The 24,023-nt window shown below is 69.7% G+C and carries 26 protein-coding genes, 1 tRNA gene, 2 pseudogenes and 1 riboswitch; of the genes and pseudogenes, 9 read left to right on the top strand and 20 right to left on the bottom strand.

What is annotated here, in order from left to right:
- Window positions 1–33: 33 nt before the first annotated feature.
- The 5 genes and pseudogenes from ACQEV8_RS16560 to ACQEV8_RS16580 all read right to left on the bottom strand — a co-directional run.
- Window positions 34–717 (bottom strand): annotated as a pseudogene (locus tag ACQEV8_RS16560) (DUF1707 SHOCT-like domain-containing protein); the annotation flags it as partial.
- Window positions 718–750: 33 nt separating this feature from the next.
- Window positions 751–1,728 (bottom strand): ABC transporter ATP-binding protein, encoded by a 978-nt coding sequence (locus tag ACQEV8_RS16565; RefSeq protein WP_432972733.1) that lies wholly within the window; start codon window positions 1,726–1,728, stop codon window positions 751–753.
- 10 nt (window positions 1,729–1,738) lie between these two features.
- A complete protein-coding gene (locus ACQEV8_RS16570) occupies window positions 1,739–2,560 on the bottom strand; it encodes an ABC transporter permease (RefSeq protein ID WP_432960885.1) in 822 nt (273 codons plus the stop codon).
- Window positions 2,553–3,353, bottom strand: a complete 801-nt coding sequence (locus tag ACQEV8_RS16575) for an ABC transporter permease (RefSeq protein ID WP_432972736.1) — start codon at window positions 3,351–3,353, stop codon at window positions 2,553–2,555. The genes ACQEV8_RS16570 and ACQEV8_RS16575 overlap by 8 nt, the downstream gene beginning before the upstream one ends.
- Window positions 3,354–3,443: 90 nt before the next feature.
- Complete coding sequence (locus ACQEV8_RS16580) at window positions 3,444–3,674, bottom strand: hypothetical protein (RefSeq protein ID WP_432960887.1); 231 nt, start codon at window positions 3,672–3,674, stop codon at window positions 3,444–3,446.
- A gap of 256 nt (window positions 3,675–3,930) precedes the next feature.
- On the opposite strand from ACQEV8_RS16580, the gene ACQEV8_RS16585 reads away from it, so the two are divergent.
- Window positions 3,931–6,918, top strand: coding sequence for a transglycosylase domain-containing protein (locus ACQEV8_RS16585; RefSeq protein ID WP_432960889.1), 2,988 nt, complete (start codon window positions 3,931–3,933; stop codon window positions 6,916–6,918).
- A 20-nt stretch (window positions 6,919–6,938) separates the two neighbouring features.
- Here the strand turns inward: ACQEV8_RS16585 and ACQEV8_RS16590 are convergent, their stop codons facing one another.
- From ACQEV8_RS16590 to ACQEV8_RS16600, 3 genes are all read right to left on the bottom strand, one after another.
- Entirely contained in the window at window positions 6,939–7,259 is a 321-nt protein-coding gene (locus tag ACQEV8_RS16590; protein ID WP_432960891.1) for a DMT family transporter, read from the bottom strand.
- Between the two features lie 34 nt (window positions 7,260–7,293).
- Window positions 7,294–7,363: riboswitch (guanidine-III (ykkC-III) riboswitch) on the bottom strand.
- Window positions 7,364–7,414: 51 nt separating this feature from the next.
- Window positions 7,415–7,768, bottom strand: coding sequence for a GroES family chaperonin (locus ACQEV8_RS16595; protein ID WP_432960893.1), 354 nt, complete (start codon window positions 7,766–7,768; stop codon window positions 7,415–7,417).
- Window positions 7,769–7,812: 44 nt separating this feature from the next.
- Window positions 7,813–8,142, bottom strand: coding sequence for a DUF3618 domain-containing protein (locus ACQEV8_RS16600; protein ID WP_215121117.1), 330 nt, complete (start codon window positions 8,140–8,142; stop codon window positions 7,813–7,815).
- 95 nt (window positions 8,143–8,237) lie between these two features.
- On the opposite strand from ACQEV8_RS16600, the gene bcp reads away from it, so the two are divergent.
- Complete coding sequence (bcp, locus tag ACQEV8_RS16605; protein ID WP_432960895.1) at window positions 8,238–8,705, top strand: thioredoxin-dependent thiol peroxidase; 468 nt, start codon at window positions 8,238–8,240, stop codon at window positions 8,703–8,705.
- A gap of 328 nt (window positions 8,706–9,033) precedes the next feature.
- A tRNA-Leu gene (locus ACQEV8_RS16610) sits at window positions 9,034–9,118 on the top strand.
- Window positions 9,119–9,164: 46 nt separating this feature from the next.
- Here ACQEV8_RS16610 and rdgB read toward each other — a convergent pair.
- The 3 genes from rdgB to rph all read right to left on the bottom strand — a co-directional run bounded on the left by rdgB (window position 9,165) and on the right by rph (window position 11,165).
- Window positions 9,165–9,767: an RdgB/HAM1 family non-canonical purine NTP pyrophosphatase gene (gene rdgB / locus ACQEV8_RS16615; RefSeq protein WP_432960897.1), complete on the bottom strand. Its 603-nt coding sequence runs from the start codon at window positions 9,765–9,767 to the stop codon at window positions 9,165–9,167.
- A 119-nt stretch (window positions 9,768–9,886) separates the two neighbouring features.
- Window positions 9,887–10,285, bottom strand: coding sequence for a hypothetical protein (locus ACQEV8_RS16620; protein WP_184593195.1), 399 nt, complete (start codon window positions 10,283–10,285; stop codon window positions 9,887–9,889).
- Between the two features lie 142 nt (window positions 10,286–10,427).
- Complete coding sequence (gene rph, locus ACQEV8_RS16625; protein ID WP_432960900.1) at window positions 10,428–11,165, bottom strand: ribonuclease PH; 738 nt, start codon at window positions 11,163–11,165, stop codon at window positions 10,428–10,430.
- 76 nt (window positions 11,166–11,241) lie between these two features.
- On the opposite strand from rph, the gene ACQEV8_RS16630 reads away from it, so the two are divergent.
- Both ACQEV8_RS16630 and ACQEV8_RS16635 read left to right on the top strand, forming a co-directional pair.
- Window positions 11,242–12,173, top strand: a protein-coding gene (locus ACQEV8_RS16630) for an IS5 family transposase (RefSeq protein ID WP_432959410.1) whose coding sequence is annotated in 2 segments (ribosomal slippage) — window positions 11,242–11,646 and window positions 11,649–12,173 — 930 coding nt in all. Because the reading frame shifts where the segments join, the coding sequence is not laid out codon by codon here.
- A 329-nt stretch (window positions 12,174–12,502) separates the two neighbouring features.
- Window positions 12,503–13,632, top strand: a pseudogene (locus tag ACQEV8_RS16635) (RNA-guided endonuclease InsQ/TnpB family protein).
- A 34-nt stretch (window positions 13,633–13,666) separates the two neighbouring features.
- Here ACQEV8_RS16635 and ACQEV8_RS16640 read toward each other — a convergent pair.
- Window positions 13,667–13,900 carry a glucose PTS transporter subunit EIIB gene (locus ACQEV8_RS16640; protein WP_432960902.1) on the bottom strand — a complete coding sequence of 78 codons (234 nt, stop codon included), beginning with the start codon at window positions 13,898–13,900 and terminating at the stop codon, window positions 13,667–13,669.
- Window positions 13,901–14,176: 276 nt separating this feature from the next.
- Here ACQEV8_RS16640 and ACQEV8_RS16645 point away from each other — a divergent pair, with 276 nt between their 5' ends.
- Complete coding sequence (locus ACQEV8_RS16645; protein WP_432960904.1) at window positions 14,177–15,439, top strand: PTS transporter subunit EIIC; 1,263 nt, start codon at window positions 14,177–14,179, stop codon at window positions 15,437–15,439.
- Window positions 15,440–15,503: 64 nt separating this feature from the next.
- Here the strand turns inward: ACQEV8_RS16645 and ACQEV8_RS16650 are convergent, their stop codons facing one another.
- Complete coding sequence (locus ACQEV8_RS16650; RefSeq protein ID WP_432960906.1) at window positions 15,504–16,256, bottom strand: MBL fold metallo-hydrolase; 753 nt, start codon at window positions 16,254–16,256, stop codon at window positions 15,504–15,506.
- A gap of 213 nt (window positions 16,257–16,469) precedes the next feature.
- Between ACQEV8_RS16650 and ACQEV8_RS16655 the strand changes: the two genes are divergently transcribed.
- A complete protein-coding gene (locus ACQEV8_RS16655) occupies window positions 16,470–16,913 on the top strand; it encodes a type II toxin-antitoxin system PemK/MazF family toxin (RefSeq protein WP_432960908.1) in 444 nt (147 codons plus the stop codon).
- A 76-nt stretch (window positions 16,914–16,989) separates the two neighbouring features.
- Here the strand turns inward: ACQEV8_RS16655 and ACQEV8_RS16660 are convergent, their stop codons facing one another.
- From ACQEV8_RS16660 to clpS, 7 genes are all read right to left on the bottom strand, one after another.
- Entirely contained in the window at window positions 16,990–17,940 is a 951-nt protein-coding gene (locus tag ACQEV8_RS16660; protein ID WP_432960910.1) for a PLP-dependent cysteine synthase family protein, read from the bottom strand.
- Window positions 17,941–17,946: 6 nt separating this feature from the next.
- Complete coding sequence (locus ACQEV8_RS16665; RefSeq protein WP_184593209.1) at window positions 17,947–18,225, bottom strand: MoaD/ThiS family protein; 279 nt, start codon at window positions 18,223–18,225, stop codon at window positions 17,947–17,949.
- A 117-nt stretch (window positions 18,226–18,342) separates the two neighbouring features.
- The gene (locus tag ACQEV8_RS16670) at window positions 18,343–18,438 is read right to left on the bottom strand and encodes a putative leader peptide (RefSeq protein ID WP_391097848.1); all 96 of its coding nucleotides are present in this window, start codon (window positions 18,436–18,438) and stop codon (window positions 18,343–18,345) included.
- A 122-nt stretch (window positions 18,439–18,560) separates the two neighbouring features.
- Window positions 18,561–18,983, bottom strand: a complete 423-nt coding sequence (locus ACQEV8_RS16675) for a Mov34/MPN/PAD-1 family protein (RefSeq protein ID WP_432960912.1) — start codon at window positions 18,981–18,983, stop codon at window positions 18,561–18,563.
- Between the two features lie 133 nt (window positions 18,984–19,116).
- Entirely contained in the window at window positions 19,117–20,541 is a 1,425-nt protein-coding gene (locus tag ACQEV8_RS16680; protein ID WP_432960914.1) for an amino acid permease, read from the bottom strand.
- 364 nt (window positions 20,542–20,905) lie between these two features.
- On the bottom strand, window positions 20,906–21,514 hold the full coding sequence (locus tag ACQEV8_RS16685) for a DUF2017 domain-containing protein (protein ID WP_432960916.1): 609 nt from the start codon (window positions 21,512–21,514) through the stop codon (window positions 20,906–20,908).
- 32 nt (window positions 21,515–21,546) lie between these two features.
- The gene (gene clpS, locus ACQEV8_RS16690) at window positions 21,547–21,855 is read right to left on the bottom strand and encodes an ATP-dependent Clp protease adapter ClpS (protein ID WP_184593217.1); all 309 of its coding nucleotides are present in this window, start codon (window positions 21,853–21,855) and stop codon (window positions 21,547–21,549) included.
- A gap of 104 nt (window positions 21,856–21,959) precedes the next feature.
- Here clpS and ACQEV8_RS16695 point away from each other — a divergent pair, with 104 nt between their 5' ends.
- Together ACQEV8_RS16695 and ACQEV8_RS16700 are read left to right on the top strand one after the other, a co-directional pair.
- On the top strand, window positions 21,960–23,306 hold the full coding sequence (locus tag ACQEV8_RS16695) for a nicotinate phosphoribosyltransferase (protein ID WP_432960918.1): 1,347 nt from the start codon (window positions 21,960–21,962) through the stop codon (window positions 23,304–23,306).
- A gap of 113 nt (window positions 23,307–23,419) precedes the next feature.
- Window positions 23,420–24,010 carry an isochorismatase family protein gene (locus ACQEV8_RS16700; RefSeq protein WP_432960920.1) on the top strand — a complete coding sequence of 197 codons (591 nt, stop codon included), beginning with the start codon at window positions 23,420–23,422 and terminating at the stop codon, window positions 24,008–24,010.
- Window positions 24,011–24,023: the final 13 nt, after the last annotated feature.

Genomic DNA, 24,023 nt, shown 5'->3' on the forward strand with positions numbered 1-24,023 from the left:
GGTACTGACCGACGACGCTCAGTACTCGCCGTTGCTCCGACGCTCCAGCTTCTCCCGCCGCCGCTCCTCCTTGAGCCGCTGCTTCTCCGCCCGGGTCAGCTTCCGCTGGACCCCGACGCCACCCCAGAGGGCGAACCCGGTCACGATCACGCGTGGCGCCCCGGGCTCCCCCGGCACACCCTCCTCGCGGTGGTCGAAACCGCCCATGATCCCGATGCCGCGCACCACGACCTCGACGCCGGGCGGCACGATGACATCCACCCCGCCCATGATCGCGATCGCGTTGATCTCGACCTCGCGGTCCGCGAAGCTCGCCTCGCGCAGGTCGATCTCCCCGCCGCCCCAGAGGGCCAGGCAGGTGAACCGCCGGGGCATCGTCCAGTGCCCCTTGCGCTGGAAGCCGGACATCACGGCGACGGCCCACGTCGAGGACCCCTCGCCGCCGACGATCCGCCCGGGCCAGTTCGCACCCGGGTCCGATCCCGTGGCGGGGTCCTTGCTCAGCGACACGGCGGGTACCACGACACCCGCGCCGGGCAGGTCCCGGGTGATCGGCACCAGTTCCCCGTAAGTCCGCGCCTGGTACGTCGCGTCCAGCCGCTCCTCGAACTCCGCCATGTCGAGGCGTCCCTCGGCGACGGCGTCCCGCAGGATGCCGGCGACCCGTTCACGGTCGGCGTCGGAGGCGCGGAGGTCCGGGACTGCGTCGTCGGTCATGTACAGCAGCCTACGAGTTACCGGTCCCGGGCACTACGCGGTCGCACGGCCGGCCTGTTCCGCGTACATTTTCGCGATCACCGCCTCGATGTCCGGTTCCCGCACCGACAGGTCGACCAGCGGGTACTCCGCCGCGATCCGCGCCACCAGCGGCGCCGCCGACTCCGCGGCCGGGAACGCCAGCCATTGCCGCGGCCCGTCCACCCGGACGACCCGGGCGGGTGCCGGGGCGTCGATCGGGGGCAGTTCCCGCTCGAAGTCCACCACCAGCGTCCGCTCGCTCTCCCCCGCCTCGTGCAGCCCGGCGAGCGGACCGTCGTACATCATGCGTCCGTGGTCGATGACCATCACCCGCTTGCACAACTGCTCGATGTCCTGCAGGTCGTGCGTGGTCAGCAGCACCGTCGTGCCGCGCTCGGCGTTCATCTCCCGCAGGAACTCCCGCACCTTGGACTTGGAGACGACGTCGAGACCGATGGTCGGCTCGTCGAGATACAGCACCTCCGGGTCGTGCAGCAGGGCCGCCGCGATGTCGCCGCGCATCCGCTGGCCCAGGGAGAGCTGACGGACCGGCACGTCCAGCAGGTCGCCCAGGTCGAGGAGTTCGACCAGGCGGTCGAGGTTCTCGCGGTAACGGGCGTCCGGGATCCGGTACATGCGGTGCATCAGCCGGTAGGAGTCGACCAGCGGCAGGTCCCACCACAGCGTCGTACGCTGCCCGAACACCACACCGATGCGGTGCGCGAGCCGTGTGCGTTCGCGGGAGGGGTCGATGCCCGCGACCCGCAGCCGGCCGGCGCTCGGGGTGAGGATGCCGGTCAGCATCTTGATCGTGGTCGACTTGCCGGCGCCGTTCGGGCCGATGTAGCCGACCATCTCGCCGCGTTCCACGCGGAAGGAGATCGAGTCGACGGCCCGGACCTGCCGCCGCTCCCGCTTCATGAAACCGGTCTTCTTACGTACGTCGAAGACCTTCTCGACACCGTCGAGTTCGATGAAGCCGCTGTCCACTTCGGTCACCTCAACTCCCTGTACTCCGGTAGGAACGAAGCCCCGCCCGCCACGCCGCCCCCGCCAGCGCGCAGCAGGCCACCGCCACCAGGGGCGAGGCGAACGCCGCCCAGGGCGGCAGGCCGATGGGGTACGGCCGCCCCAGCACATGGGCGGCCGGAACCCAGTTGACGAAGGCCAGCGGCACCATGAAGGTCGCGCCGCGCACCAGGTCCTTCCCGAACACGCTCGGCGGATACTGCAGCAGCGTGGTCCCGCCGTACGTGAAGGCGTTCTGCACCTCGGCGGCGTCCTGCGCGAAGATCTGGAAGGCCGCGCCCGCCACGAACACCGCCGAGAAGATCGCCGCGCCGCTGACCACCATCACCGGGATCAGCAGCACCTTCGTCGCACTCCAGTCGACGTCCACCGAGAGCAGCGCCCAGCACAGCACCACGGCGCCCTGGGTGATCCGGCCCAGGCGGCGCAGCGCGAAGCGGTCGGCTCCGACCTGGGCGAGCACCGGCGCGGGCCGCACCAGCAGCGTGTCGAACGAGCCGTCGCGCATCCGGGCGCCCAGGACGTCCATCGAGCCGAGCAGCAGGTCGGCGATCCCGAAGGACGTCACCGACAGCCCGTAGAGGAAGGCGACCTCGGGCAGCGACCAGCCGCCGAGGGAGTCGACCTGCGAGAACATCAGCAGGATTCCCACGAAGTCCAGGCCGGTCATCATCAGGTTGCCGAACACCGTGACGACGAAGGAGGTGCGGTAGGTCATGGTGGACCGCACCCACATCCCGGCGATCAGCCGATAGGCCCGCACTCCCTCGGCCAGGGCATTGCGCTCACCCACCCTGCACCACCACCCGCCGCGTAGCGGCCGACTGCATCAGCCGCCCCGCCGCCAGCAGCGCCACCGCCCACGCCGCCTGGAAGGCGAACGCCCGCAGCGGGTCGGTCTCCCCCATCAGCACATCCGCCGGCATCTGGATCTGCGCCGCCCACGGCAGCACCCGCACGACCTCGCCGAGCGCACCCGGGAAGGCGTTCAGCGGCAGCACCATGCCCGAGAAGAAGACGCCCGTGATCATCAGGACCTGGTTGACGCCCATGCCGTCCATCAGCCAGAACACACTCAGGGCCGCCAGGTAGCGGATCGCGAAGCTGACCACCGTCGCCAGCAGGAGCGTGACCACGAAGGCCGCCCAGGGGGTGACCGACGTCGGCAGCGCCATGGGGAAGAAGACCGCGCCGAACACGAACGGGATCACGCCCCGCCCCAGCATCTGGAACAGCGCCCGCCCCACGTCGCCGGCCAGCCACCACAGCTGGAGATCGGCCGGCCGGTACAGGTCGACGGCGATCTCACCGGTGCGGATGCGCTCCATCAGGTCCTTCTCGGCGCCCCCGCCCTGGATCGCCAGGGTCGCGTAGAGACACTGCCCCAGCCACACATACGTCACGGCCTGGGCCTGGTCGTACCCTCCGAGATGCGGTTTCTCGTCCCACAGCGCCAGATACGTGTACACGAGGATGACGCCGAAGACCGTATTGGTGAATACCCCGGCCACCGTGGCCGCCCGATAGGTCGCGTACCGCCTGAAGCCGCCCGCAGCGACGGCCGCGTACAACCGTCCCGAGCCCACATCCACAGCCCTCCTCGCCTCCGGACACCGAAGCGCAGGAGCCTAGTGGGCGGGGATCACGCGGGCCAGGAGTTTTCGCGCGGAGTCCGGTCAAGCGTCGGTCCGCGCCCGGCCGCTGCACTTCTCCCAGATGATCCCGATCGTCGAGTGACCGTCCTTGGCCAGGTCGGTGATGGTGGAGACCTCTTTGTACGTCTGGATGTGGTGCTCGCCGCCCCAGTCCGCGTGGGGCGTGACGTTCCAGTCGGCACCGGCCCAGACGGTACGATCCGTTCCGTCCGCGTGGGCAGAGGCGCCCGTGGCCAGGGCGAGCAGTCGCATCTTCGGTCGCGTCCCCTTCAGGCGAGTCTCGCGCAGGCAAGATCGCGATTTCGAACGGGCGTGCAGAGTAGCGCCGTTCACTTCGCGTACGCCTGTGTGTCCGCCCGCCCGCCGCCCGCCTCGCCACACGGCTCGCCACACGGCCCTCGATCAGGGAACTGATCGCCGGATGGGACAGTCTTCATCACAGGGGCGCAAGAGCGAGCAGAGACGTACGGGAACGACGTACGACGCGAAACAGGAGTCCGTGCACGACATGAGTGACGAGCCTCAGCCGCAGCAGCCGACACCGGGGAGCGCACCGAGAGAGCCGCAGCCGGACGGCGCCCCGGGCACGCCACGGGACCGCGCCGGCGACGCCCCGGGCACGCCACGCCCCCGGACGGACCGCGAGCCGGGCCCCGCACGGGCCGAGGGGGACGGCGAACCGGACACACCACGGGCCAAGGGGGACGGCACCCAGGGCACCCCACCGACCCGGACGCACAGCGACCAGGGCACGCCCCGGGCCAAGGCCGACGACGACCGGGGCACGCCACCGCCCCCGGCCGACAACGACCCGGGCACGGTACAGATCCGTGCCGTCGGCGCCGCGGGCGCGGCACGAGGCCGGAAGGACGCCGCCCCTGGCACACCATCGGCCAGGACGGACGGCGAACCGGGCACGCCCCGAGCCCAGGCGGCCGGAGACCGGGGCACGCCACCACCCCCGGCCGACAACGACCCGGGCACGGTGCGGATCCGCGCCGTCGGCGCCGCGGGCGCGGCCGGGGCCGGGACGGGCGGCGTCCCGGGCGCGGCCCAGGCCCGGACGAACAGCGCCCAGGGCGCGCCGCGCCCCCAGGCCGATGACGGTCCGGGTACGGCACAGCTGCCGGCGGTCGGCGACCCGGGCAGCGGGGCGGGCGGGGCGAGCGGCGCGCCGCAGGCCATGGCCGGCGGGAAGCGCAAGCGGACCGGCTGGCGCCGGGCGTTCCCGACCTGGCGCATGACGCTCAGCGGCTTCATCATCGTCGTCATACTGCTGATCGGCGGCTTCTTCCTGGGATACTCGCTGGTTCAGATCCCGCCGGCCAACGCGCTCGCCACCAAGCAGGCCAACGTCTACCTCTACGCGGACGGCTCGGTGATCGCCCGCGACGGCGAGATCAACCGGGAGAACGTCACCCTCGCGCAGATCTCCAAGGACGCCCAGCACGCGATCCTGGCCGCCGAGGACCGCGACTTCTACACCGAGTCCGCCGTCGACCCCAAGGCCATGGTCCGCGCCGCCTGGAACACCGCCCTCGGCAAGGGCAAGCAGTCCGGCTCCACGATCACCCAGCAGTACGTGAAGAACTACTACCTGCGCCAGGAACAGACCGTCACGCGCAAGGCCAAGGAGTTCTTCATCTCCATCAAGCTGGACCGCGAGCAGAGCAAGGACCACATCCTCGAGGGCTACCTCAACACCAGCTACTTCGGCCGCAACGCCTACGGCATCCAGGCCGCCGCCCAGGCCTACTACGGCATGGACGCCACCGACCTCGACCCGGCCCGCGCCGCCTACCTCGCCGCGCTCGTCAACGCCCCCAGCCAGTACGACGTCGTCGCCCACCCGGAGAACCGCAAGGCCGCCGAGTCCCGCTGGAACTACGTCCTGGACGGCATGGTCACGAAGGGCTGGCTCAGCGAGTCGAAGCGGGCCGGCATGAAGTTCCCCATGCCGAAGGAGTCCACCCTCTCCACCGGCATGTCCGGGCAGCGCGGCTACATCGTCCGGATCGTCAAGGACTACCTCACCCAGAACAACATCATCGACGAGGACAAGCTCGACGCCGGCGGCTACCGCATCACCACGACCCTGCAGAAGGGCCGGCAGGACGCCTTCGTGAAGGCCGTCGACGACAAGCTCATGTCCAAGCTGGACAAGAAGAACAACAAGGTCGACTCGTACGTACGCGCGGGCGGCGCCGCCGTCGACCCCAAGACCGGCAAGGTCGTCGCGATGTACAACGGCGTCGACTACGTCAAGCAGTACACCCCGAACGCCACCCGCAGGGACTTCCAGGTCGGCTCCACCTTCAAGCCCTTCGTGTTCACCTCGGCCGTCGAGAACGGCTCGCGGACCCAGGACGGCCGTGTGATCACCCCGAACACGATCTACGACGGCACCAACAAGCGCGTCGTCCAGGGCTGGGCCGGCGACCCGTACAACCCGGAGAACGAGGACCAGCACTCCTACGGTCCCATCACCGTCACCGAGGCCACCGACAGCTCCGTGAACTCGGTGTACGCGCAGATGGCGGCCGACGTCGGCCCCCAGAAGGTCAAGCAGACCGCGATCGACCTGGGCGTCCCCGAGACCACTCCGGACCTCGCCGACGGCCCCGCCATCGCACTCGGCACGGCCACCGCCAGCGTCCTCGAGATGGCGGAGGCGTACGCCACGCTCGCCAACCACGGCCGGCACGGCACGTACACGATGGTCGACAAGGTCATGAAGGAGGGCACGCCCATCGAGCTGCCCGAGCGGCGCACCCGGCAGGCCGTGAGCCGCGAGGCCGCCGACACCACCACCTCCATGCTGCAGAGCGTCGTCCAGAACGGCACGGCCTCCGCCGCACAGGCCGCGGGCCGCCCCGTCGCCGGCAAGACCGGCACCGCCGAGGAGGACACGGCGGCCTGGTTCGCGGGCTACACCCCCGAGCTCGCCACGGTCGTCTCCGTCATGGGCCAGGACCCGGTCACCGCCGCCCACAAGTCGCTGTACGGGGCGATGGGCCTGGACCGCGTCAACGGCGGCGGACCGCCCGCGGAGATCTGGACCCAGTTCACCCAGGACGCCCTCGAGGGCAAGCCGGTCACCGACTTCGACCTCAGGCTCCAGCCGGGCTCCGACGTCACCGAGGCCCCCAGCCCCGAGGTTCCCGTCGATCCGACGACGGGCGGCACGACCGACGGCGCCAGCTCGTCCCCCGACGGCCAGGAGACCGGCACCGAGACACCCGGCCAGACCCCGAGCACGCCCGAGGGCCAGACCCAGGGCCAGACCGACGGCGGCACCACCGACGGCAGCACAGGAGGCGAGTCCCCGACCGGCGGCGGCACCGCGGACGGCGGAACCGGCGACGGCGGCACGACGGAGGGCGGCGCGGCCGACGGCGGCACGACGGACGGCGGAGGCACGGCCGACGGCGGTGCGGGCGGCGCTCCCACGGGCCCCGGCTGGGGCTTCGTCCCACAGGGCACGCGCCGCGAATAGGCCGGGCCGGTCAGGTCGGATCAGTGACCTGAGGTCGCCTTCAGCCCCACCACGGCGACCAGCAGCAGGCACACGAAGAAGATCCGGGCGGCGGTGGCGGGCTCCCCCAGCACGGCCATACCGACCACCGCCGCCCCGGCCGCGCCGATCCCCACCCACACGCCGTAGGCGGTACCGATGGGCAGGGTCTTGGCCGCCTGGGACAGCAGCAGCATGCTGACGACGATTCCGGCGCCGGTGAGCAGGCTGGGGAGGGGGCGGGTGAAGCCGTCGGTGTACTTCATACCGATCGACCACCCGACTTCGAGCAGACCGGCGACGACGAGCAGAACCCAGGCCATGACGGGCACCTCCGGGAGACAGGCTGACGGTGAAGGTGCGTCGTCTTTGCCTTGGTCCCGGTACGGCGCGTCTCGTCGGGTCCCTCCAACGTAGCAAAGTCATGGCGAAGGGGCCGGTGACAACGGTCACCGGCCCCTTCGTCTGCTTCTGAGACCTACAGGTAGAGACCCGTCGAGTCCTCCGAGCCCTCGAACCGGTCCGCGGCCACGGCGTGCAGATCACGCTCGCGCATGAGCACGTACGCGATACCCCGCACCTCGACCTCGGCACGGTCCTCCGGGTCGAACAGAACCCGGTCACCCGTCTCCACGGTCCGCACGTTCTGCCCCACCGCCACGACCTCGGCCCAGGCGAGGCGCCGGCCGACCGCCGCCGTGGCGGGAATCAGGATGCCGCCGCCCGAACGCCGCTCGCCCTCGCTGGTGTCCTGCCGCACGAGTACGCGGTCGTGCAGCATCCGGATGGGCAGCTTGTCCGGGTGCGTGCTGTCGTTTCTCTTGGCGCTCACGCCCTGAAACCTACCTGTCTTCGCCGCGAACGTACGCAGTCGGGTCAGCCCTTGCGCCGCCGCGTGCCGAGGGCGAGCAGCCCGACCACACCGACCACCACGAGGGCGACCGGCACGACGCGCTCCAGGCGCGGCGCCCCGTCCTCGCCGACGAACCGGGCGCGCACATCGGTGACGGCCCGGTTGACCCCCACGTACGCCCGTCCGAGGGTGTGATCGATATTGGACGCGACCTTGGCCTTGGCGTCCCCGACGATCGTCTTCGGGTGTACCCGCACCCCGATCTCGTCGAGGGTCTCGGCCAGGGTCTCGCGGCGGCGCCTGATGTCCGCCTCGATCTGCGCCGGGGTCCTGGTGTCCGCCGTGTCCGCCACCGTGTCGCCTCCGAAGTCGGTATAAAGCCTGTGCCGGACAGTCTGTCAGCTCCACGGCTCATAGCACTCTCCCGACCCCCGGTTACGCTGGCCGGATGAGCGAGCGACTTCAGCCGGGGGACGTGGCCCCCGCCTTCACCCTGCCCGACGCCGACGGCACCGAGGTGTCCCTGGCGGACCACAAGGGCCGCAAGGTCATCGTGTACTTCTACCCGGCCGCCCTCACCCCCGGCTGCACCAAGCAGGCCTGCGACTTCACGGACAACCTGGAGCTGCTGACGGGCGCGGGCTACGACGTCATCGGCATCTCCCCCGACAAGCCGGAAAAGCTGTCCAAGTTCCGCGACAAGGAGTCCCTGAAGGTCACCCTCCTCGCCGACCCGGACAAGCAGGTCCTGGATTCCTACGGCGCCTTCGGCGAGAAGAAGAACTACGGCAAGACCTACATGGGCGTCATCCGCTCCACGATCGTCGTGGACGAGGAGGGCAAGGTCGAGCGCGCCCTGTACAACGTCCGCGCGACGGGCCACGTGGCCAAGATCATCAAGGATCTGGGGATCTGAGGCTTCGCCGATTCTTCTGGAGCGGCTCGTACCGGGAAGGCCCGGTACGAGCCGCTCCGTTTTCGGGCGGGCGCATGGACTCGACACGAGCCATTTCAAGCGCAGAACGTGGGCGGCTCGGGAGCACCCGGCTCCCGAGCCCATCTCTCACCGAGTGCTGATCGTCCTGCCTTCGGATACGGGACGGACCAACAGATCTACCTCTGCCCCAACTGTCACGCGCTGACTGAGACGTGGTGCCACCAGAAGGCGAGGGCACCTCTCGTCGCCCAACTTGCCCTACCCGTACACTGAACGCTATTCGGTCGAGCGCGATGACCGTTTTTGAGCGGCCGTGATGGAATTTGGCAGTCATGCTGGGTTTAGGTCCCAGTGGGTTCACACCCGTGTGGGTTCGAGTCCCACCGGCCGCACACGCGCAGAGGGGCTGCCCGGGCTGGGCGGCCCCTCTCACGCACCTCAGCCCAACAGCTCCCGCACCACCGGCACCAACGCCCGAAACGCCTTGCCCCGGTGGCTGATCGCGTTCTTCTCCTGGGGGGTCAGTTCCGCGCAGGTGCGCGACTCCCCCTCCGGCTGGAGGATCGGGTCGTAGCCGAAGCCGCCCGAGCCTGACGGGGCGTGGCGGAGGGTGCCGCGGAGTTGGCCCTCGACGACGCGTTCCGTGCCGTCGGGCAGGGCCAGTGCCGCCGCGCAGGCGAAGTGGGCGGCGCGGTGGTCGTCGGCGATGTCCGAGAGCTGGGCGAGGAGCAGGTCCAGGTTGGCCTTGTCGTCGCCGTGGGTGCCGGACCAGCGGGCGGAGAAGATGCCCGGGGCGCCGTTGAGGACGTCCACGCACAGGCCCGAGTCGTCGGCGACGGCCGGGATGCCGGTGGCCTGGGCCAGGGCGTGGGCCTTGAGGAGCGCGTTCTCCGCGAAGGTGACGCCTGTTTCCTTGACGTCGGGAATGTCGGGGTAGGCGTCGGCGCCGACGAGGTCGTGGGGCAGGCCGGCTTCGGCGAGGATCGCACGGAGTTCGGTGATCTTCCCGGCGTTACGGGTGGCAAGGATCAGGCGGGTCATGGCCCCCAGTATCACCCCGTCAGGGGCGCGGGGAACTGCGCGGCCGACCACGACGAACCCGCGGTCGGCCACCGGCAGAAACCCGGCAGACGAGACCGCCCGGCCCAGCCGGCGCGGCGCTACGGCGTGCAGACCTTCGTCAGTTCGCCCGCCGCGTCAGTGACCGGGCTGATGTCGGGGGTCTCGTCGCCGTTCTTGACCGACGTACGGACGTTGTCGACGGCCTTGTTGAGGTCGTCCACGGCCTTGTTGACGTCGGTGTTGTCGGTCTTGTCGCCGATCTCGCCGAGGTTCTTGTCGATGGAGTCGAGGGACTTGTCGAGCTGCGTCGGGTCGTTGGCCGCGTTGTCCACGGCCTGCTGGAGTTCCGTGACGCTGTCGGCGATGGCGTCGGCGGTCTGGACGCAGTCCAGCGCCTTGTCGACGGCGGCGCAGCCGGTGGTGAGTCCGGCGGTCAGCGCGACGGCCGCCAGGGTGGCGGCGACGGCTGCGGTGCGGCGTCGGCGGCTCGCGGCCATGGAACGGTCCCTCTCGTCGGTCGGGCCGGTCGGCCCGTGTGGCTGGCCGAGCGCACAGGGATGAGCCGTGCGCCCGTACCTCTTCAGACGCGAGCATGCTCGGCGCGGTTGCCCGCGCCGAGCATCTGTCTTGGTGCGCCCTTTACTTTTCGAGGACGGTATCAAGCGCGGTGCGCTGGTGGGCGGCGAGTTCCGTGCAGCCGCCGACGGCGAGGTCGAGGAGGGCGCCCAGTTCGTCGCGGGCGAAGGGCTCGGCCTCGGCGGTGCCCTGGACCTCGACGAAGCGGCCGTCGCCGGTGCAGACGACGTTCATGTCGGTGTCGGCCTTGACGTCCTCCTCGTAGCAGAGGTCGAGGAGGGGGACGCCGCCGACGATGCCGACGGAGACGGCGGAGACCGTGCCGGTCAGGGGCTGGCGGCCGGCCTTGATGAGCTTCTTGCGCTGGGCCCAGGCGACGGCGTCGGCCAGGGCGACGTAGGCGCCGGTGATGGCCGCCGTACGTGTGCCGCCGTCGGCCTGGAGGACGTCGCAGTCGAGGACGATGGTGTTCTCGCCGAGTGCCTTGTAGTCGATGACGGCGCGCAGCGAGCGGCCGATGAGGCGGGAGATCTCGTGGGTGCGGCCGCCGATGCGGCCCCTGACGGATTCGCGGTCGCCGCGGGTGTTGGTGGAGCGGGGCAGCATGGAGTATTCGGCGGTGACCCAGCCTTCGCCGCTGCCCTTGCGCCAGCGCGGGACGCCTTCGGTGACGGAGGCGGTGCAGAAGACCTTGGTGTCGCCGAAGGAGACGAGGACGGATCCTTCGGCGTGCTTGCTCCAGCCACGTTCGATGGTGATCGGGCGGAGCTGCTGGGGGGTGCGGCCGTCGATTCGAGACATGCCGCTGAGCCTAGGCCGTTTCTGATGGCTCTTGTTGGCTGGGTGGATCTCGTGGTCAGCCGGGCAGGACGCTCGTATGGTGCGGCGACACGAGCTCACGGACGCGCAGTGGCGGAAGATCGAAGCTCTCCTGCCCGGTAACGGCAGGCCGGGTGGGCAGTGGGCGGATCACCGCAGGGTGATCAATGGGGTGCTGTTCCGGGCCCGGACGGGGGTGCCCTGGCCGGACCTGCCGGAACGGTACGGTCCCTGGCAAACCGTCTACGAGCGTCATCGCCGCTGGTCGGCCGACGGCACCTGGAGGGCGATCCTGCGCGAGTTACAGATCGAGGCGGATGCCGGCGACCCGGACGGGGCGCTTGCCCGACAAGAGTGGGCGGTGAACATCGACTCGACTTCCTGCCGGGCGCATCAGCACGCAGCCGGGGCACCGCGCAAGCCCCCGGCCGACTACCCGCAAAAGGGGGCGGGGCGCGTGAGGAGGCAGATGGGCGGGAGGCGTTGGGACGCTCACGGGGCGGGCTGACCAGCAAGGTCCATCTGCTCTCCGACGACCGGGCCCGCCCGCTGCACTGGCTGACCTCGCCCGGTCAGCGGGGTGACAGCCCGATGTTCGCCCCGGTGCTGGACGGCCTGCGCATCCAGCGGCGCGGTATGGGCCGCCCGCGCAGCCGGCCGGACCGGGTGCGCGGCGACAAGGCGTACTCCAGCCGCGACAACCGCGCCTACCTGCGGCGGCGCGGGATCAAGGCCACCATCGCGCAGCCCGATGACCAGCGGGCCCACCGGAAGCGCCGCGGACGCTTTGGTGGCCGGGCCCCAGCCTTCGACAAAACTCAGTACCGCAGCCGCAACGCAGTCGAGCGGTGCATCAACAAGTGGAAACAGTTCCGCGCGGTGGCCACCCGGTACGACAAACGCGACTACATCTTCAACGGCACCCTCACCGTCACCGCGATCGTCATCTGGCTTCGAGACACCGTCCAAGAGCCGTCAGAAACGGCCTAGCCGCACCTGTGGAAGGGGCCCCTCCCGCGGGTGGCGAGGGGCCCGTTCAGGGTGTGCGGCCGGGGATGAGGCCGGCGCTTCACCTGTTTCTTGTGAGGAGGCCCCGGTGTTCACGCCGGGGAGGAATTGCATCGGGGTGTCGCGATGCGGAGCGTCGCCGCATTCGGTGCTGAGCGCGGGGTGCCCGGGGTGATGCGAACGCGTGTGCTTGTGATCGCCGGTCTGGGTGATGTCAGTGGGATCTGGGCACGTGTGTGCGGCTGTCGTACGTATGGTCCTTCGCGGGGAACGGGATGGCACTGTCCCGGTCGGGGCTGTCAGGGGGCGAGGTGGTGCAGGTGGGGGCGGTTGCGGAGGTCGGGCATGCCCGCTTCACGTACCGGCTGCGTGTGTCGTCCACGGCCGGCGCTGCCCTGGTGGCGGAGGGGGACCGATGCCGCTGGGTGTGGAACGAATGCGTCGCCAAGTCCAAGGCCGTGCACCTGCACAACGTGGCGAGTGGCAGGAAGCAGACGTGCGCCCCGGCACAGCTGGACAAAATGCTGGCCGAAGCCCGCAGGACGACGCCGTGGTTGCGTGAGGGCTCGTCGGTTGTCCAGCAGCAGGTCATCCGTGACTTCGGCCGCGCCCGTGCCAAAGCGCACAAGGACGGCGGGGTTTCCGGTTGAAGGACGGCCGGCTGCACCTGGCGGGCGGGATCGTGGTTGCGGTGGTGTGGTCGCGGGAACTGCCCGCTGAGCCGTCCTCGGTGCGCGTCTACAGGACAGCCTCGGGCACTGGTACGCCTCGTTCGTGGTGCCTGCCGAGGTGCAGCCCCTGCCCAGGACCGGCCGCGCACTGGGTGTCGACTGGGGTGTGAAGGAGACCGCGACCACCACGTCCGAGGCGCACGACCTTCCGCACGCCGGGCACGGCCGCAAGGCCCGGCAGAGGCTGGCCCGGTACGACCGGATGATGGCCCGACGCAGGCCGAAGAAGGGACAGCCGGCGTCGAAGGGCTACCGCGAGGCGAAGAAGCTGCGGGCCAAGGCGTACAAGAAGGTCGCCAGGCAGCGCGAGGACACCGGCCGTAAGTGGGCCAAGAAGGTGGTCCGGGAGCATGACGCCGTCGCTGTGGAGGATTTCCGTCCGAGGTTCCTGGCCAAGTCCACGATGGCCCGTAAGGCCGCGGACGCTGCCATCGGCGCCACCAAGGCCGCTCTGATCGAGATGAGCCGCAAGCACGGGCGGGACATCCGCCTGGTCCACCCCGCGCACACCACGATGGACTGCGCGCAGTGCGATGCGAGAGCCAAGCATCGCCTGCCGCTGGGTGAGCGCACCTACACCTGCACCGCATGCGGATACGTGTCCCCACGGGACAAGAACTCCGCACACGTGATGCTCGTCCGGGCTGGTCTCAACCCGGCTGGCGCCGATGGCAAGACCTCCTGGAGCGCCGCTCCAGGAGGCAGCCTGAGCCAGGAATCCCCTCCCATCAGGGAGGGGAGGATTCAAATGAGGTCTTCGATCTCCGCCGCGATCGGGTCGGCGTCCGTGCCGATGACGACCTGGATCGCGGTGCCCATCTTGACGACGCCGTGGGCGCCGGCGGCCTTCAGAGCGGCCTCGTCGACCTTGCCGGGGTCCACGACCTCGGTCCGCAGGCGGGTGATGCAGCCCTCGACTTCTTCGATGTTGTCGATGCCGCCGAGCCCGGCAACGATCTTCTCAGCCTTGCTGGCCATCTCTGTTCTCCCTGATCCGAACCGCTTGTCACGACTGGTCTACACCAGGATCACGCCTCACGACAAAGGGTGATGGTAGGGGCGGGGGACGCCGGGGCTTGATCGTCGCAGAGAGTGGAAAATGGCGGGTTCCACTCGTTCGGCCTACCGTGCTACAACTGGTCTACACCACTCACTGGTGGAGGTCGCGCGGTGGATACCGCGCTCCCCTTTTGAGACGCCGCCGTCCCCCGTCGAACTCTTCCTGGGCGGCGCCGTGCCCCATGGAGGAAGTTCATGTCCACAGACACAGCCGCGCCCGCGAGCCCGAAGAAGGGGACTGCGGTGATGGCGGTCCTGCAGCGTATCGGCCGCAGCCTCATGCTGCCCGTCGCCGTGCTGCCGGCCGCCGCCCTCCTGGTCCGCCTCGGCAACACCGACATGCTGGGACGGGAGTCGTTCCCCGCCTTCATCACCAAGATCGCGAGCTTCATGGCCGCCGGCGGCAACGCGATCCTGGACAACATGGCGCTGCTGTTCGCCGTGGGCATCGCGATCGGCTTCGCCAAGAAGTCGGACGGCTCCACCGCCCTGGCGGCCGTGGTCGGCTACCTCGTCTTCAAGAACGTGCTCGCCACCTTCACCGACCCGAACCTGCCGCAGGTGGCGACGGCCGTCGACGGCAAGGTCGTCATGGTGGACGCGCCGGTGGACGCCAAGGTGCTCGGCGGTGTGGTGATGGGCCTCGTGGTCGCCCTGCTCTACCAGCGCTTCTACCGCACCAAGCTGCCGGACTGGGCGGGCTTCTTCGGCGGTCGCCGCATGGTTCCGATCCTGTCCGCCTTCGCGGGCCTGGTCATCGGCATCGTCTTCGGTTACGTCTGGCCGGTCCTCGGCACGGCGCTGCACAACTTCGGCGAGTGGCTGGTCGGCTCCGGAGCCGTGGGCGCGGGCATCTTCGGTGTCGCCAACCGTGCGCTGATCCCGATCGGCATGCACCACCTGCTGAACTCCTTCCCCTGGTTCCAGGCGGGCACGTACGAGGGCAAGAGCGGTGACATAGCCCGGTTCCTTGCGGGCGACCCGACCGCAGGACAGTTCATGACCGGCTTCTTCCCGATCATGATGTTCGCCCTTCCGGCGGCCTGCCTCGCCATCGTGCACTGCGCCCGGCCGGAGCGCCGCAAGGTCGTCGGCGGCATGATGCTCTCCCTCGCGCTGACCTCTTTCGTGACCGGTGTCACCGAGCCGATCGAGTTCACGTTCATGTTCATCGCCCCGGTGCTGTACGCGATCCACGCGGTGCTGACGGGTGTGTCGATGGCACTGACCTGGGCGCTGGGGATGAAGGACGGCTTCGGCTTCTCGGCCGGCGCGATCGACTTCGGTCTGAACCTGGGCATCGCGACCAACCCGTGGGGCCTGGTCCTGGTCGGCCTGTGCTTCGCGGCGGTCTACTACGTGGTCTTCCGCTTCGCGATCACCAAGTTCAACCTGCCGACGCCGGGCCGCGAGTCCGACGAGGAACTCGCCGAGCTGCAGAAGGCGGAGGCGAAGTAGAGCTCCGCACGAGGAAGGCCCCGGAACCGTCTGGTTCCGGGGCCTTTGCGCGCGTAGACCTGGTTCAGACCTCGTACGTCTGGCGCGGGGCGGCCAGGTCCACCGGACCGTCGTACACCGCGCGGGCGTCGGCGACGTTGACCTGGGGGTCCGTCCACGGCGGGATGTGGGTGAGGACCAGGTGCCGGGCGCCTGCCCGGGCGGCCGTCTCGCCTGCCTCGCGGCCGTTGAGGTGCAGGTCGGGGATGTTCTCCTTGCCGTGCGTGAACGCGGCCTCGCACAGGAACAGGTCGGCGCCCCGGGCGAGTTCGTCCAGGGCGGGGCTGATGCCCGTGTCGCCGGAGTACGTCAGTACCTTGCCGTCGTGTTCGATGCGGATGCCGTACGCCTCCACGGGGTGGGCCACCCGCTCGGTGTGCACCGTGAAGGGGCCGATCTCGAAGGTGGACGGCTTGACCGTGTGGAAGTCGAAGACCTCGCTCATGGAGGAGGCGGAGGGGGTGTCCGCGTAGGCGGTGGTCAGCCGGTGTTCCGTGCCTTCGGGTCCGTAGACCGGGAGCGGGTCGCAGCGGCCGCCCTCGTGGCGGTAGTAGCGCGCGACGAAGTACGCGCACATGTCGATGCAATGGTCGGCGTGCAGATGGCTGAGGAAGATCGCGTCGAGGTCGTAGAGACCGCAGTGGCGCTGCAGCTCGCCCAGGGCACCGTTGCCCATGTCGAGAAGCAGCCGGAAGCCGTCGGCCTCGACGAGGTAGCTCGAGCAGGCCGATTCCGCGGACGGGAACGACCCCGAGCAGCCGACGACGGTGAGCTTCATGAAGCAGAAACCTCCGCTGGCGGGAAAGTCTGTGTAGGGGCGTCGGGGGTCGTGCGGTTTGTCGAGCGTAAGGCGCAAAACCTCCGGTAGCTCCTCCGCCAAGGGCTGTTGTGGGCGAACTCACCTGTGGTGTCACCGGTTCGGGCGGCAGGGCGGGGCGTGATCCTTGTGAGGTTGGGCGCATGGGAGGGATGGCGCCGGTAACGTCTCAGTATGGACACGTCCTGGTGGCTGGCGCTCGCCGCGGTGGTACTGCTCGCGCTCGTCGCCACGCTCGTCGACGGCTGGGGGCGCCGGTCGTCGGTGCGGCGGGGCAGGCGGGCGGCACCGGCCACCGCGGTGGCGGGTCTGCCGCAACCGGCGGAGATCTGGTGGGCCGACGTGCCCTACGAGGACGAGGCGCGGACCAAGGACCGGCCGTGTCTGGTGCTGGCGGTGCGCGGGGAGCGGGCTACCGTCGCGAAGATCACCACACGGTTCCGGCACGAGCGGGGCGGGGTCATCCCGCTGCCACCGGGCACGGTCGGCGATGCCAGGGGCCGCGCGAGCTTCCTGGAGACGGACGAGCTGCGGGAGGTCCCGGTGTGGGGCTTCCGGCGCCGGGTCGGGGTGGTGGACCCGGCGCTGTGGGACCGGGTGCGGTATCTGGCTGGGTGAGGCGTCCCGGCCTTCCCCGGAGAACCGAAAGGGCCGGAGTGAGAACTCCGGCCCTCGCGTGTGATCCGCCCTCGGCTCACGCCCAGAGCTGTCCCTGGAGCGTCTCGATGGCCTCTTCCGTCGTGGCCGCCGTGTAGACGCCCGTCGACAGGTACTTCCAGCCGCCGTCCGCGACGACGAAGACGATGTCGGCCTGCTCGCCGGCCTTCACGGCCTTGCGGCCCATGCCGAGCGCGGCGTGCAGCGCGGCACCCGTCGAGACGCCGGCGAAGATGCCCTCCTGCTGGAGCAACTCCCGGGTACGGGTGACCGCGTCGGCCGAGCCGACCGAGAAGCGGCTGGTGAGGACGGAGGCGTCGTACAGCTCGGGGACGAAGCCCTCGTCGAGGTTGCGCAGGCCGTAGACCAGGTCGTCGTAGCGCGGTTCGGCGGCGACGATCTGGACGTCCGGCTTGTTCTCGCGCAGGAAGCGGCCCACGCCCATGAGCGTGCCCGTGGTGCCGAGGCCCGCCACGAAGTGGGTGACGGAGGGCAGGTCGGCGAGGATCTCCGGGCCCGTCGTCGCGTAGTGGGCGCCCGCGTTGTCCGGGTTGCCGTACTGGTACAGCATCACCCAGTCCGGGTGCTCGGCCGAGATTTCCTTGGCGACGCGCACGGCGGTGTTGGAGCCGCCCGCGGCCGGGGAGGAGACGATCTCGGCGCCCCACATGGCCAGCAGGTCACGGCGCTCCTGCGAGGTGTTCTCCGGCATCACGCAGACGATGCGGTAGCCCTTGAGCTTCGCCGCCATGGCCAGGGAGATGCCGGTGTTGCCCGAGGTGGGCTCCAGGATGGTGCAGCCCGGGGTGAGGCGGCCGTCCTTCTCCGCCTGTTCGATCATGTGCAGGGCGGGGCGGTCCTTGACCGAGCCGGTCGGGTTGCGGTCCTCCAGCTTCGCCCAGATACGGACGTCGGGGGACGGCGACAGCCGCGGCAGGCGCACCAGGGGGGTGTTGCCTACCGCGGCCAGGGGTGAGTCGTAACGCATCGTTGATCAGACCATGCCGCCGGCCACGGCCGGCAGGATCGTGACGTTGTCGCCGTCCGACAGCTTGGTGTTGATGCCGTCGAGGAAGCGGACGTCCTCGTCGTTCAGGTACACGTTGACGAAGCGGCGCAGCTGGTCGCCGTCGACGATGCGGGCCTGGATGCCGGCGTGCCGGGTCTCGAGGTCGGTGAACAGCTCGGCGAGGGTGTCACCGCTGGCCTCCACCGCCTTCTGACCGTCGGTGTACGTGCGGAGGATGGTCGGGATGCGGACCTCGATGGCCATGGCTTCAGGGCTCCTGTCGGGAGTAGTCGGTCGGGGCGCGCGGCAGCGCAGGAACAGCCGGGGTAGTACGTGTGTGCAGCGCCACGGCTCACGGCCGTACGGCGGCAGGGACCTGCGTCAACAGATGGCGCTGGCGAGCCTGCACAGGTCGACGTGCAGCCGCGCCACGAGCAGCTCGCCCGGCGTCTTGTCGCTCACGTCATCGAAAACCATGGGGTCATCGTATCGATTCCCGGTCCGGGTACTGGAATGTGATCCCACATCGCGGACGGTTCCGGGCCGGGGAGTGAGACCGCGCTGCTCAGGGCTTGTTCAGGGGCTTGCTTCAGGCCTGCTCAGTACGCCTCGACGACCTGGACCTCTTCCTCCGTGACCGCGCCCTCGACGATACGGAACGAGCGGAACTGGAACTCACCGGCCCCGTCGGTGTCGGCGGTGGAGACGAGGACGTAGTGGGCGCCCGGCTCGTTCGCGTAGGAGATGTCGGTGCGGGAGGGGTAGGCCTCGGTCGCCGTGTGGGAGTGGTAGATGATGACCGGCTCCTCGTCGCGGTCGTCCATCTCGCGGTAGAGCTTGAGCAGGTCGCCGGAGTCGAACTCGTAGAACGTGGGCGACATCGCCGCGTTCAGCATCGGGATGAAGCGCTCGGGGCGGTCCGAGCCCGCCGGGCCCGCGACCACGCCGCACGCCTCGTCGGGGTGGTCCTTGCGCGCGTGGGCGACGATCTGGTCGACGAGGGCCTGGGTGAGGGTCAGCATGCTGGTCAGGATAAGCAGAAGGGCCGTTCCGTACCGAGGGTTGGTACGGAACGGCCCATATGCCGGACGCCCTGAGCGGCAGCGGCGGGGAGTGCCACGAGTACTCCCCGCCGCTGGGCGTCCGGGGCGGGTGTCAGCCGACCTTTTCGAGGTCCGGGTCGCGGCGCTCGGCGATCTGCGGGTTGCGGCTCTTGAGGACCGCCCAGCCGATGCCGAGGGCGACGGCCCAGCCGGCCGCGACGTACAGGCAGATCCGCGCGTCCTTGTCGTACGCGATCATGAACGTCACGCCGATGAGGAAGACGAGCGCGACCCAGCTGAAGAGCGCTCCGCCGGGGGCGGGGAACGACGAGGCGCGCAGCCGGCCCGCGTCGACCGCGGCGCGGTAGCGGATGTGGCTGACGAGGATCATCATCCAGGTCCAGATGCCGGCCGCGGTGGCGACGGAGGTGACGTAGAGGAACGCCTTCTCCGGGACGACGTAGTTCAGGACGACGCCGATGCCCATGAGCGCCACGGAGACGGTGATGCCGACGGCGGGGGTCTTGCGGGCGTTGAGCTTGCCGAAGGCGCTCGGGGCCTCGCTGTTGGCGGCGAGGTCGCGCAGCATCCGGCCGGTGGAGTACATGCCGGAGTTGCAGGACGACAGGGCCGCGGTGAGCACCACGAAGTTGACGATGCCCGCGGCGAGGGGGATACCGATCTCGCCGAACGCGTGGACGAACGGGCTCTCGCCGGCGGAGAAGTCGGTCCACTTGACGACGGAGAGGATCACCAGCAGGGCACCGACGTAGAAGACGATGATGCGCCAGGGCAGGGTGTTGATGGCCTTGGGCAGGGTCTTCTCGGGGTTCTCGGACTCGCCCGCGGTGACGCCGACGAGCTCGACGGCGAGGTAGGCGAACATGACGCCCTGGAGCGTCATCAGGCTGGAGCCGATGCCGTTCGGGAAGAAGCCGTCGTGCGACCAGAGGTTGGAGACGGTGGCGGTGTCACCGGCGTCGGAGAAGCCGAGGGTGAGCACGCCGAGGCCGATGACGATCATGCCGATGATGGCCGTGACCTTGATCATCGAGAACCAGAACTCGACCTCGCCGAAGATCTTGACGGAGATCAGGTTCACACCGAAGAGCACCACCAGGAAGGCCAGGGCGCTGACCCACTGCGGGATCTCCGGGAACCAGAAGTGGATGTAGATCGCGGCGGCCGTGAGCTCGGCCATGCCGGTGACCACCCACATGAGCCAGTACGTCCAGCCCGTGACGAACCCGAAGAACGGGCCGAGGAACTCGCGGGCGTACTCGGCGAAGGAGCCGGAGACGGGCCGGTAGAGGAGCAGTTCGCCCAGGGCCCGCATGATGAAGAAGATGACGACGCCCGCGAGGGCGTACATGAGGATGATGCTGGGGCCGGCCTTGGCGATGTTCGCTCCGGCACCCATGAACAGGCCGACGCCGATGGCGCCGCCGATGGCGATCATCTGGACCTGGCGGCTGCCGAGTCCGCGCTCATACCCCTCTTCGGGGACGTTTTCCGTGTCGACCTGCGCAGAGGTCATGTGTGGTGCGCCTTTCTCCATGCCGATCCGGACCTGCGTCGGCCTCGGATCGGGTCTCGATCCCCCCGGAATGATGGAGCTGAGCCGGCCTCGGAAGGCCGCTCGTGCCTGGCCGACGGTTGCCGGCTCGGTGGCGCACCCGGCCGGACATTCGGGTGGTGTCGGCCGGGCGGTCGTGAAGATTTATCACGGCCGCAACATTGATCACATGGCTGATTTGTGACGCACCGCACAGGGAGAACCGGACAAAGCGCTGCCGAAGACGGCATAGAAGGCGGGCGCGGTAACGTGATCGTTATCCGGATTTGAGTGTCCTATGAGCGAACACCGCTCGATCACCCGCCGGTCACAAAACCTGCACTGATCAGGGCATGAGCGTTCCGACCAGCGTCTCCTGGAGTCCACCCAGCCACAGATAGGCCATCACCATCGGCTTGCGCGGGTCCTCGTCCGGGAGGCGATAGAGGAGGTCGCTGTCCTCCTCGTCGGTGATTTCCAGCCGCGAGCCGATCGCGAGCCGCAGATCGTTCAGCGCGCCCAGCCACTGCTGGGACTCCCCCGGCGACAGCTTCAGCACGGCCCCGCCCTCACCGGCCGAGGCCGAGGAGAGCGCGTCCAGGGAGCGGATCACCGCGAGGGCGCTGTCGCGCTTGCCGGCCCGCAGGTCGTTCTCGGTGTAGCGGCGGAACTCGGAGGAGTACGCTCGCTGCTCCTCGGCGTCCCGGGGCGAGGCGGGCTGCTCCGGGTCGCTGTAGGCGTCCGGGAAGAGCCGCTTGAGCACCGGGTCGGACGGCGGCTCGCTCGGACCGTCCGCGAACAGCTCGGCGAGCGGGTCGTCGGGGGCGTCCTCGGCGGGGCCGGGGCCGATGAGCTCCAGGAGCTGGACGGCCAGCGACCGGATGATGGAGATCTCGACGTCGTCGAGGGCGACGGCCGCGCCGCCGCCGGGAAGCGGTTCGAAGGTTCCGGGCATGAACGCCTTTTCGCTGCTGGGCGGGCTGCTGGCTACTTGCGGTCCTGCTGGAGAGTGGCCCACAGGCCATAGCCGTGCATGGCCTGCACGTCGCGCTCCATCTCCTCGCGGCTGCCGCTGGAGACGACCGCCCGGCCCTTGTGGTGGACGTCCATCATGAGCTTGGTGGCCTTGTCCTTGGAGTAGCCGAAATACGTCTGGAAGACGTACGTCACATAGCTCATGAGGTTGACCGGGTCGTTGTGGACGATGGTGACCCAGGGGAGGTCCGGCTCGGGGACGGCGAAAACCTCCTCCGCCGACTCGGTGCGTTCGATCTCCAGGGGTGCGGGTGACGTCACATGCCCATGCTGCCACCCGAGGGGGGTAGTCGCACAAACGGGCTTGCGGGCACTGAGCCTTGATGCAAATCGTCAGACTGACGAAATGGGGGTACGATTTCGCCATGAACACAGCGGACCTTGGGCTGCCGGTGGACGTTCCCTCGACGGCGCTCTTCACGGACCAGTACGAGCTGACGATGCTGCGGGCCGCGCTCGAAGCGGGCACGGCCGAGCGGCGGAGCGTGTTCGAGGTCTTCACCCGGCGGCTGCCGAACGGGCGCCGTTACGGCGTCGTGGGCGGCACCGGACGGGTGCTGGACGCGGTGGAGAACTTCCGCTTCGACCCGGCCGTCCTCGGTTTCCTGCGCGAGCGGGGGATCGTGGACGAGCGGACCCTCGATTGGCTCGCCGGCTACCGCTTCAGCGGGGACATCTGGGGCTACCCCGAGGGCGAGGTGTACTTCCCGGGCTCGCCGATCATGCGGGTGGAGGGCACGTTCGCCGAGTGCGTGCTGCTGGAGACCGTGATCCTGTCGATCCTCAACCACGACTCGGCGATCGCCGCGGCCGCCTCGCGCATGTCGTCGGCCGCCGGTGACCGGCCGCTGATCGAGATGGGCGCCCGGCGCACGCACGAGCTGGCGGCGGTGGCGGCCTCCCGGGCCGCGTACGTCGGCGGCTTCGCGACCACCTCCGACCTCGCCGCCGGTTTCCGCTACGGCATCCCGACCGTCGGCACCTCCGCGCACGCCTTCACCCTGCTGCACGACAGCGAGCGGGACGCCTTCCAGGCCCAGGTGAACACGCTGGGCCGGGGCACGACCCTGCTCGTCGACACCTACGACGTCGCCGAGGCGGTCCGCACGGCCGTGGAGGTCGCCGGCCCCGACCTGGGGGCCGTACGGATCGACTCCGGCGATCTGCTGCTGGTGGCGCACCGGGTGCGGCAGCAGCTGGACGAGCTGGGGGCGACCGGTACGAAGATCGTCGTGACCTCGGACCTGGACGAGTACGCGATCGCCTCGCTGGCGGCGGCGCCGGTGGACGCGTACGGCGTCGGTACGCAGCTGGTGACCGGCTCCGGGCATCCGACGTCCTCGATGGTCTACAAGCTGGTCGCGCGGGCCGAGTCCACCGACCCGAAGGCACCGCTGGTGCCGGTGGCGAAGAAGTCGACCGGGGGCAAGACGTCGGTGGGCGGACGCAAGTGGGCCGCGCGACGGCCGGACGCGCACGGGGTGGCCGAGGCCGAGGTGATCGGCACGGGGCCGGTGCCGGCCGCTCTCGCGGACCGGCAGCTGCTGGTGGAGCTGGTCAAGGGCGGTGAGGTGGTGGCGCGCGAGCCGCTGGACGCGGCGCGCGAGCGGCACACGGCGGCGCGCGCGGGGCTCCCGATGTCGGCCACGCAGCTCTCGCGCGGGGAGCCCGTCCTTCCCACGGAGTACGTGCACGGCGCCTCGGGTAGCTAATGCGGTGTGCCGCGATGCGCCGACCCGTCCCCCTCCCGCCCTCTCCCCTCTGTCAATAGGCTCGGAAGTTCACCGGCCGGGCTTGCCGACCTCATAGCCGAAGGACACCGACCATGCGCCGCGCCTTGATCGTCGTCGATGTGCAGAACGACTTCTGCGAGGGAGGCAGCCTCGCGGTGGCCGGCGGTGCCGATGTGGCTGCCGCCGTCACTGAGCTGATCGGGCAGGCGGCCGGGTCCGGCTACCAGCACGTCGTGGCCACCCGCGACCACCACATCGCTCCCGGCGGCCACTTCTCCACGAACCCGGACTACGTCCACTCCTGGCCCGCGCACTGCGTCGCGGGCACGGAGGGCGTCGGCTTCCACCCCAACTTCGCCCCCGCGGTCGCCTCCGGCTCGATCGACGCCGTGTTCGACAAGGGGGCGTACTCGGCGGCGTACAGCGGCTTCGAGGGAGCGGACGAGAACGGCACGAACCTGGCCGACTGGCTCCGCTCCCGAGACGTGACCGAGGTGGACGTGGTCGGCATCGCCACGGACCACTGCGTCCGCGCCACAGCCCTGGACGCGGCCCGGGAGGGCTTCCGCACCCAGGTCCTCCTCGACCTCACGGCGGGCGTCTCCCAGGAGACCACGGAACGAGCCCTGGAAGAGCTGCGCGAGGCGGGCGTGGAGCTGTCCGGGAAGCCGGTCGTCCCTTAGGGCCTGTCGTTTG

This window comes from Streptomyces sp. CA-179760, from assembly GCF_050937045.1.
In the GTDB taxonomy this organism is placed as follows: Bacteria; Actinomycetota; Actinomycetes; order Streptomycetales; family Streptomycetaceae; genus Streptomyces.

What these genes read in the sequence shown, in the direction of transcription:
- ACQEV8_RS16580 (WP_432960887.1), bottom strand. Translation starts at nt 3,674, where the DNA reads ATGCGACTGCTCGCCCTGGCCACGGGCGCCTCTGCCCACGCGGACGGA.
- ACQEV8_RS16585 (WP_432960889.1), top strand. Translation starts at nt 3,931, where the DNA reads ATGAGTGACGAGCCTCAGCCGCAGCAGCCGACACCGGGGAGCGCACCG.
- ACQEV8_RS16590 (WP_432960891.1), bottom strand. Translation starts at nt 7,259, where the DNA reads ATGGCCTGGGTTCTGCTCGTCGTCGCCGGTCTGCTCGAAGTCGGGTGG.
- bcp (WP_432960895.1), top strand. Translation starts at nt 8,238, where the DNA reads ATGAGCGAGCGACTTCAGCCGGGGGACGTGGCCCCCGCCTTCACCCTG.
- rdgB (WP_432960897.1), bottom strand. Translation starts at nt 9,767, where the DNA reads ATGACCCGCCTGATCCTTGCCACCCGTAACGCCGGGAAGATCACCGAA.
- ACQEV8_RS16620 (WP_184593195.1), bottom strand. Translation starts at nt 10,285, where the DNA reads ATGGCCGCGAGCCGCCGACGCCGCACCGCAGCCGTCGCCGCCACCCTG.
- rph (WP_432960900.1), bottom strand. Translation starts at nt 11,165, where the DNA reads ATGTCTCGAATCGACGGCCGCACCCCCCAGCAGCTCCGCCCGATCACC.
- ACQEV8_RS16640 (WP_432960902.1), bottom strand. Translation starts at nt 13,900, where the DNA reads ATGGCCAGCAAGGCTGAGAAGATCGTTGCCGGGCTCGGCGGCATCGAC.
- ACQEV8_RS16645 (WP_432960904.1), top strand. Translation starts at nt 14,177, where the DNA reads ATGTCCACAGACACAGCCGCGCCCGCGAGCCCGAAGAAGGGGACTGCG.
- ACQEV8_RS16650 (WP_432960906.1), bottom strand. Translation starts at nt 16,256, where the DNA reads ATGAAGCTCACCGTCGTCGGCTGCTCGGGGTCGTTCCCGTCCGCGGAA.
- ACQEV8_RS16655 (WP_432960908.1), top strand. Translation starts at nt 16,470, where the DNA reads ATGGACACGTCCTGGTGGCTGGCGCTCGCCGCGGTGGTACTGCTCGCG.
- ACQEV8_RS16660 (WP_432960910.1), bottom strand. Translation starts at nt 17,940, where the DNA reads ATGCGTTACGACTCACCCCTGGCCGCGGTAGGCAACACCCCCCTGGTG.
- ACQEV8_RS16665 (WP_184593209.1), bottom strand. Translation starts at nt 18,225, where the DNA reads ATGGCCATCGAGGTCCGCATCCCGACCATCCTCCGCACGTACACCGAC.
- ACQEV8_RS16670 (WP_391097848.1), bottom strand. Translation starts at nt 18,438, where the DNA reads ATGGTTTTCGATGACGTGAGCGACAAGACGCCGGGCGAGCTGCTCGTG.
- ACQEV8_RS16675 (WP_432960912.1), bottom strand. Translation starts at nt 18,983, where the DNA reads ATGCTGACCCTCACCCAGGCCCTCGTCGACCAGATCGTCGCCCACGCG.
- ACQEV8_RS16680 (WP_432960914.1), bottom strand. Translation starts at nt 20,541, where the DNA reads ATGACCTCTGCGCAGGTCGACACGGAAAACGTCCCCGAAGAGGGGTAT.
- ACQEV8_RS16685 (WP_432960916.1), bottom strand. Translation starts at nt 21,514, where the DNA reads ATGCCCGGAACCTTCGAACCGCTTCCCGGCGGCGGCGCGGCCGTCGCC.
- ACQEV8_RS16695 (WP_432960918.1), top strand. Translation starts at nt 21,960, where the DNA reads ATGAACACAGCGGACCTTGGGCTGCCGGTGGACGTTCCCTCGACGGCG.
- ACQEV8_RS16700 (WP_432960920.1), top strand. Translation starts at nt 23,420, where the DNA reads ATGCGCCGCGCCTTGATCGTCGTCGATGTGCAGAACGACTTCTGCGAG.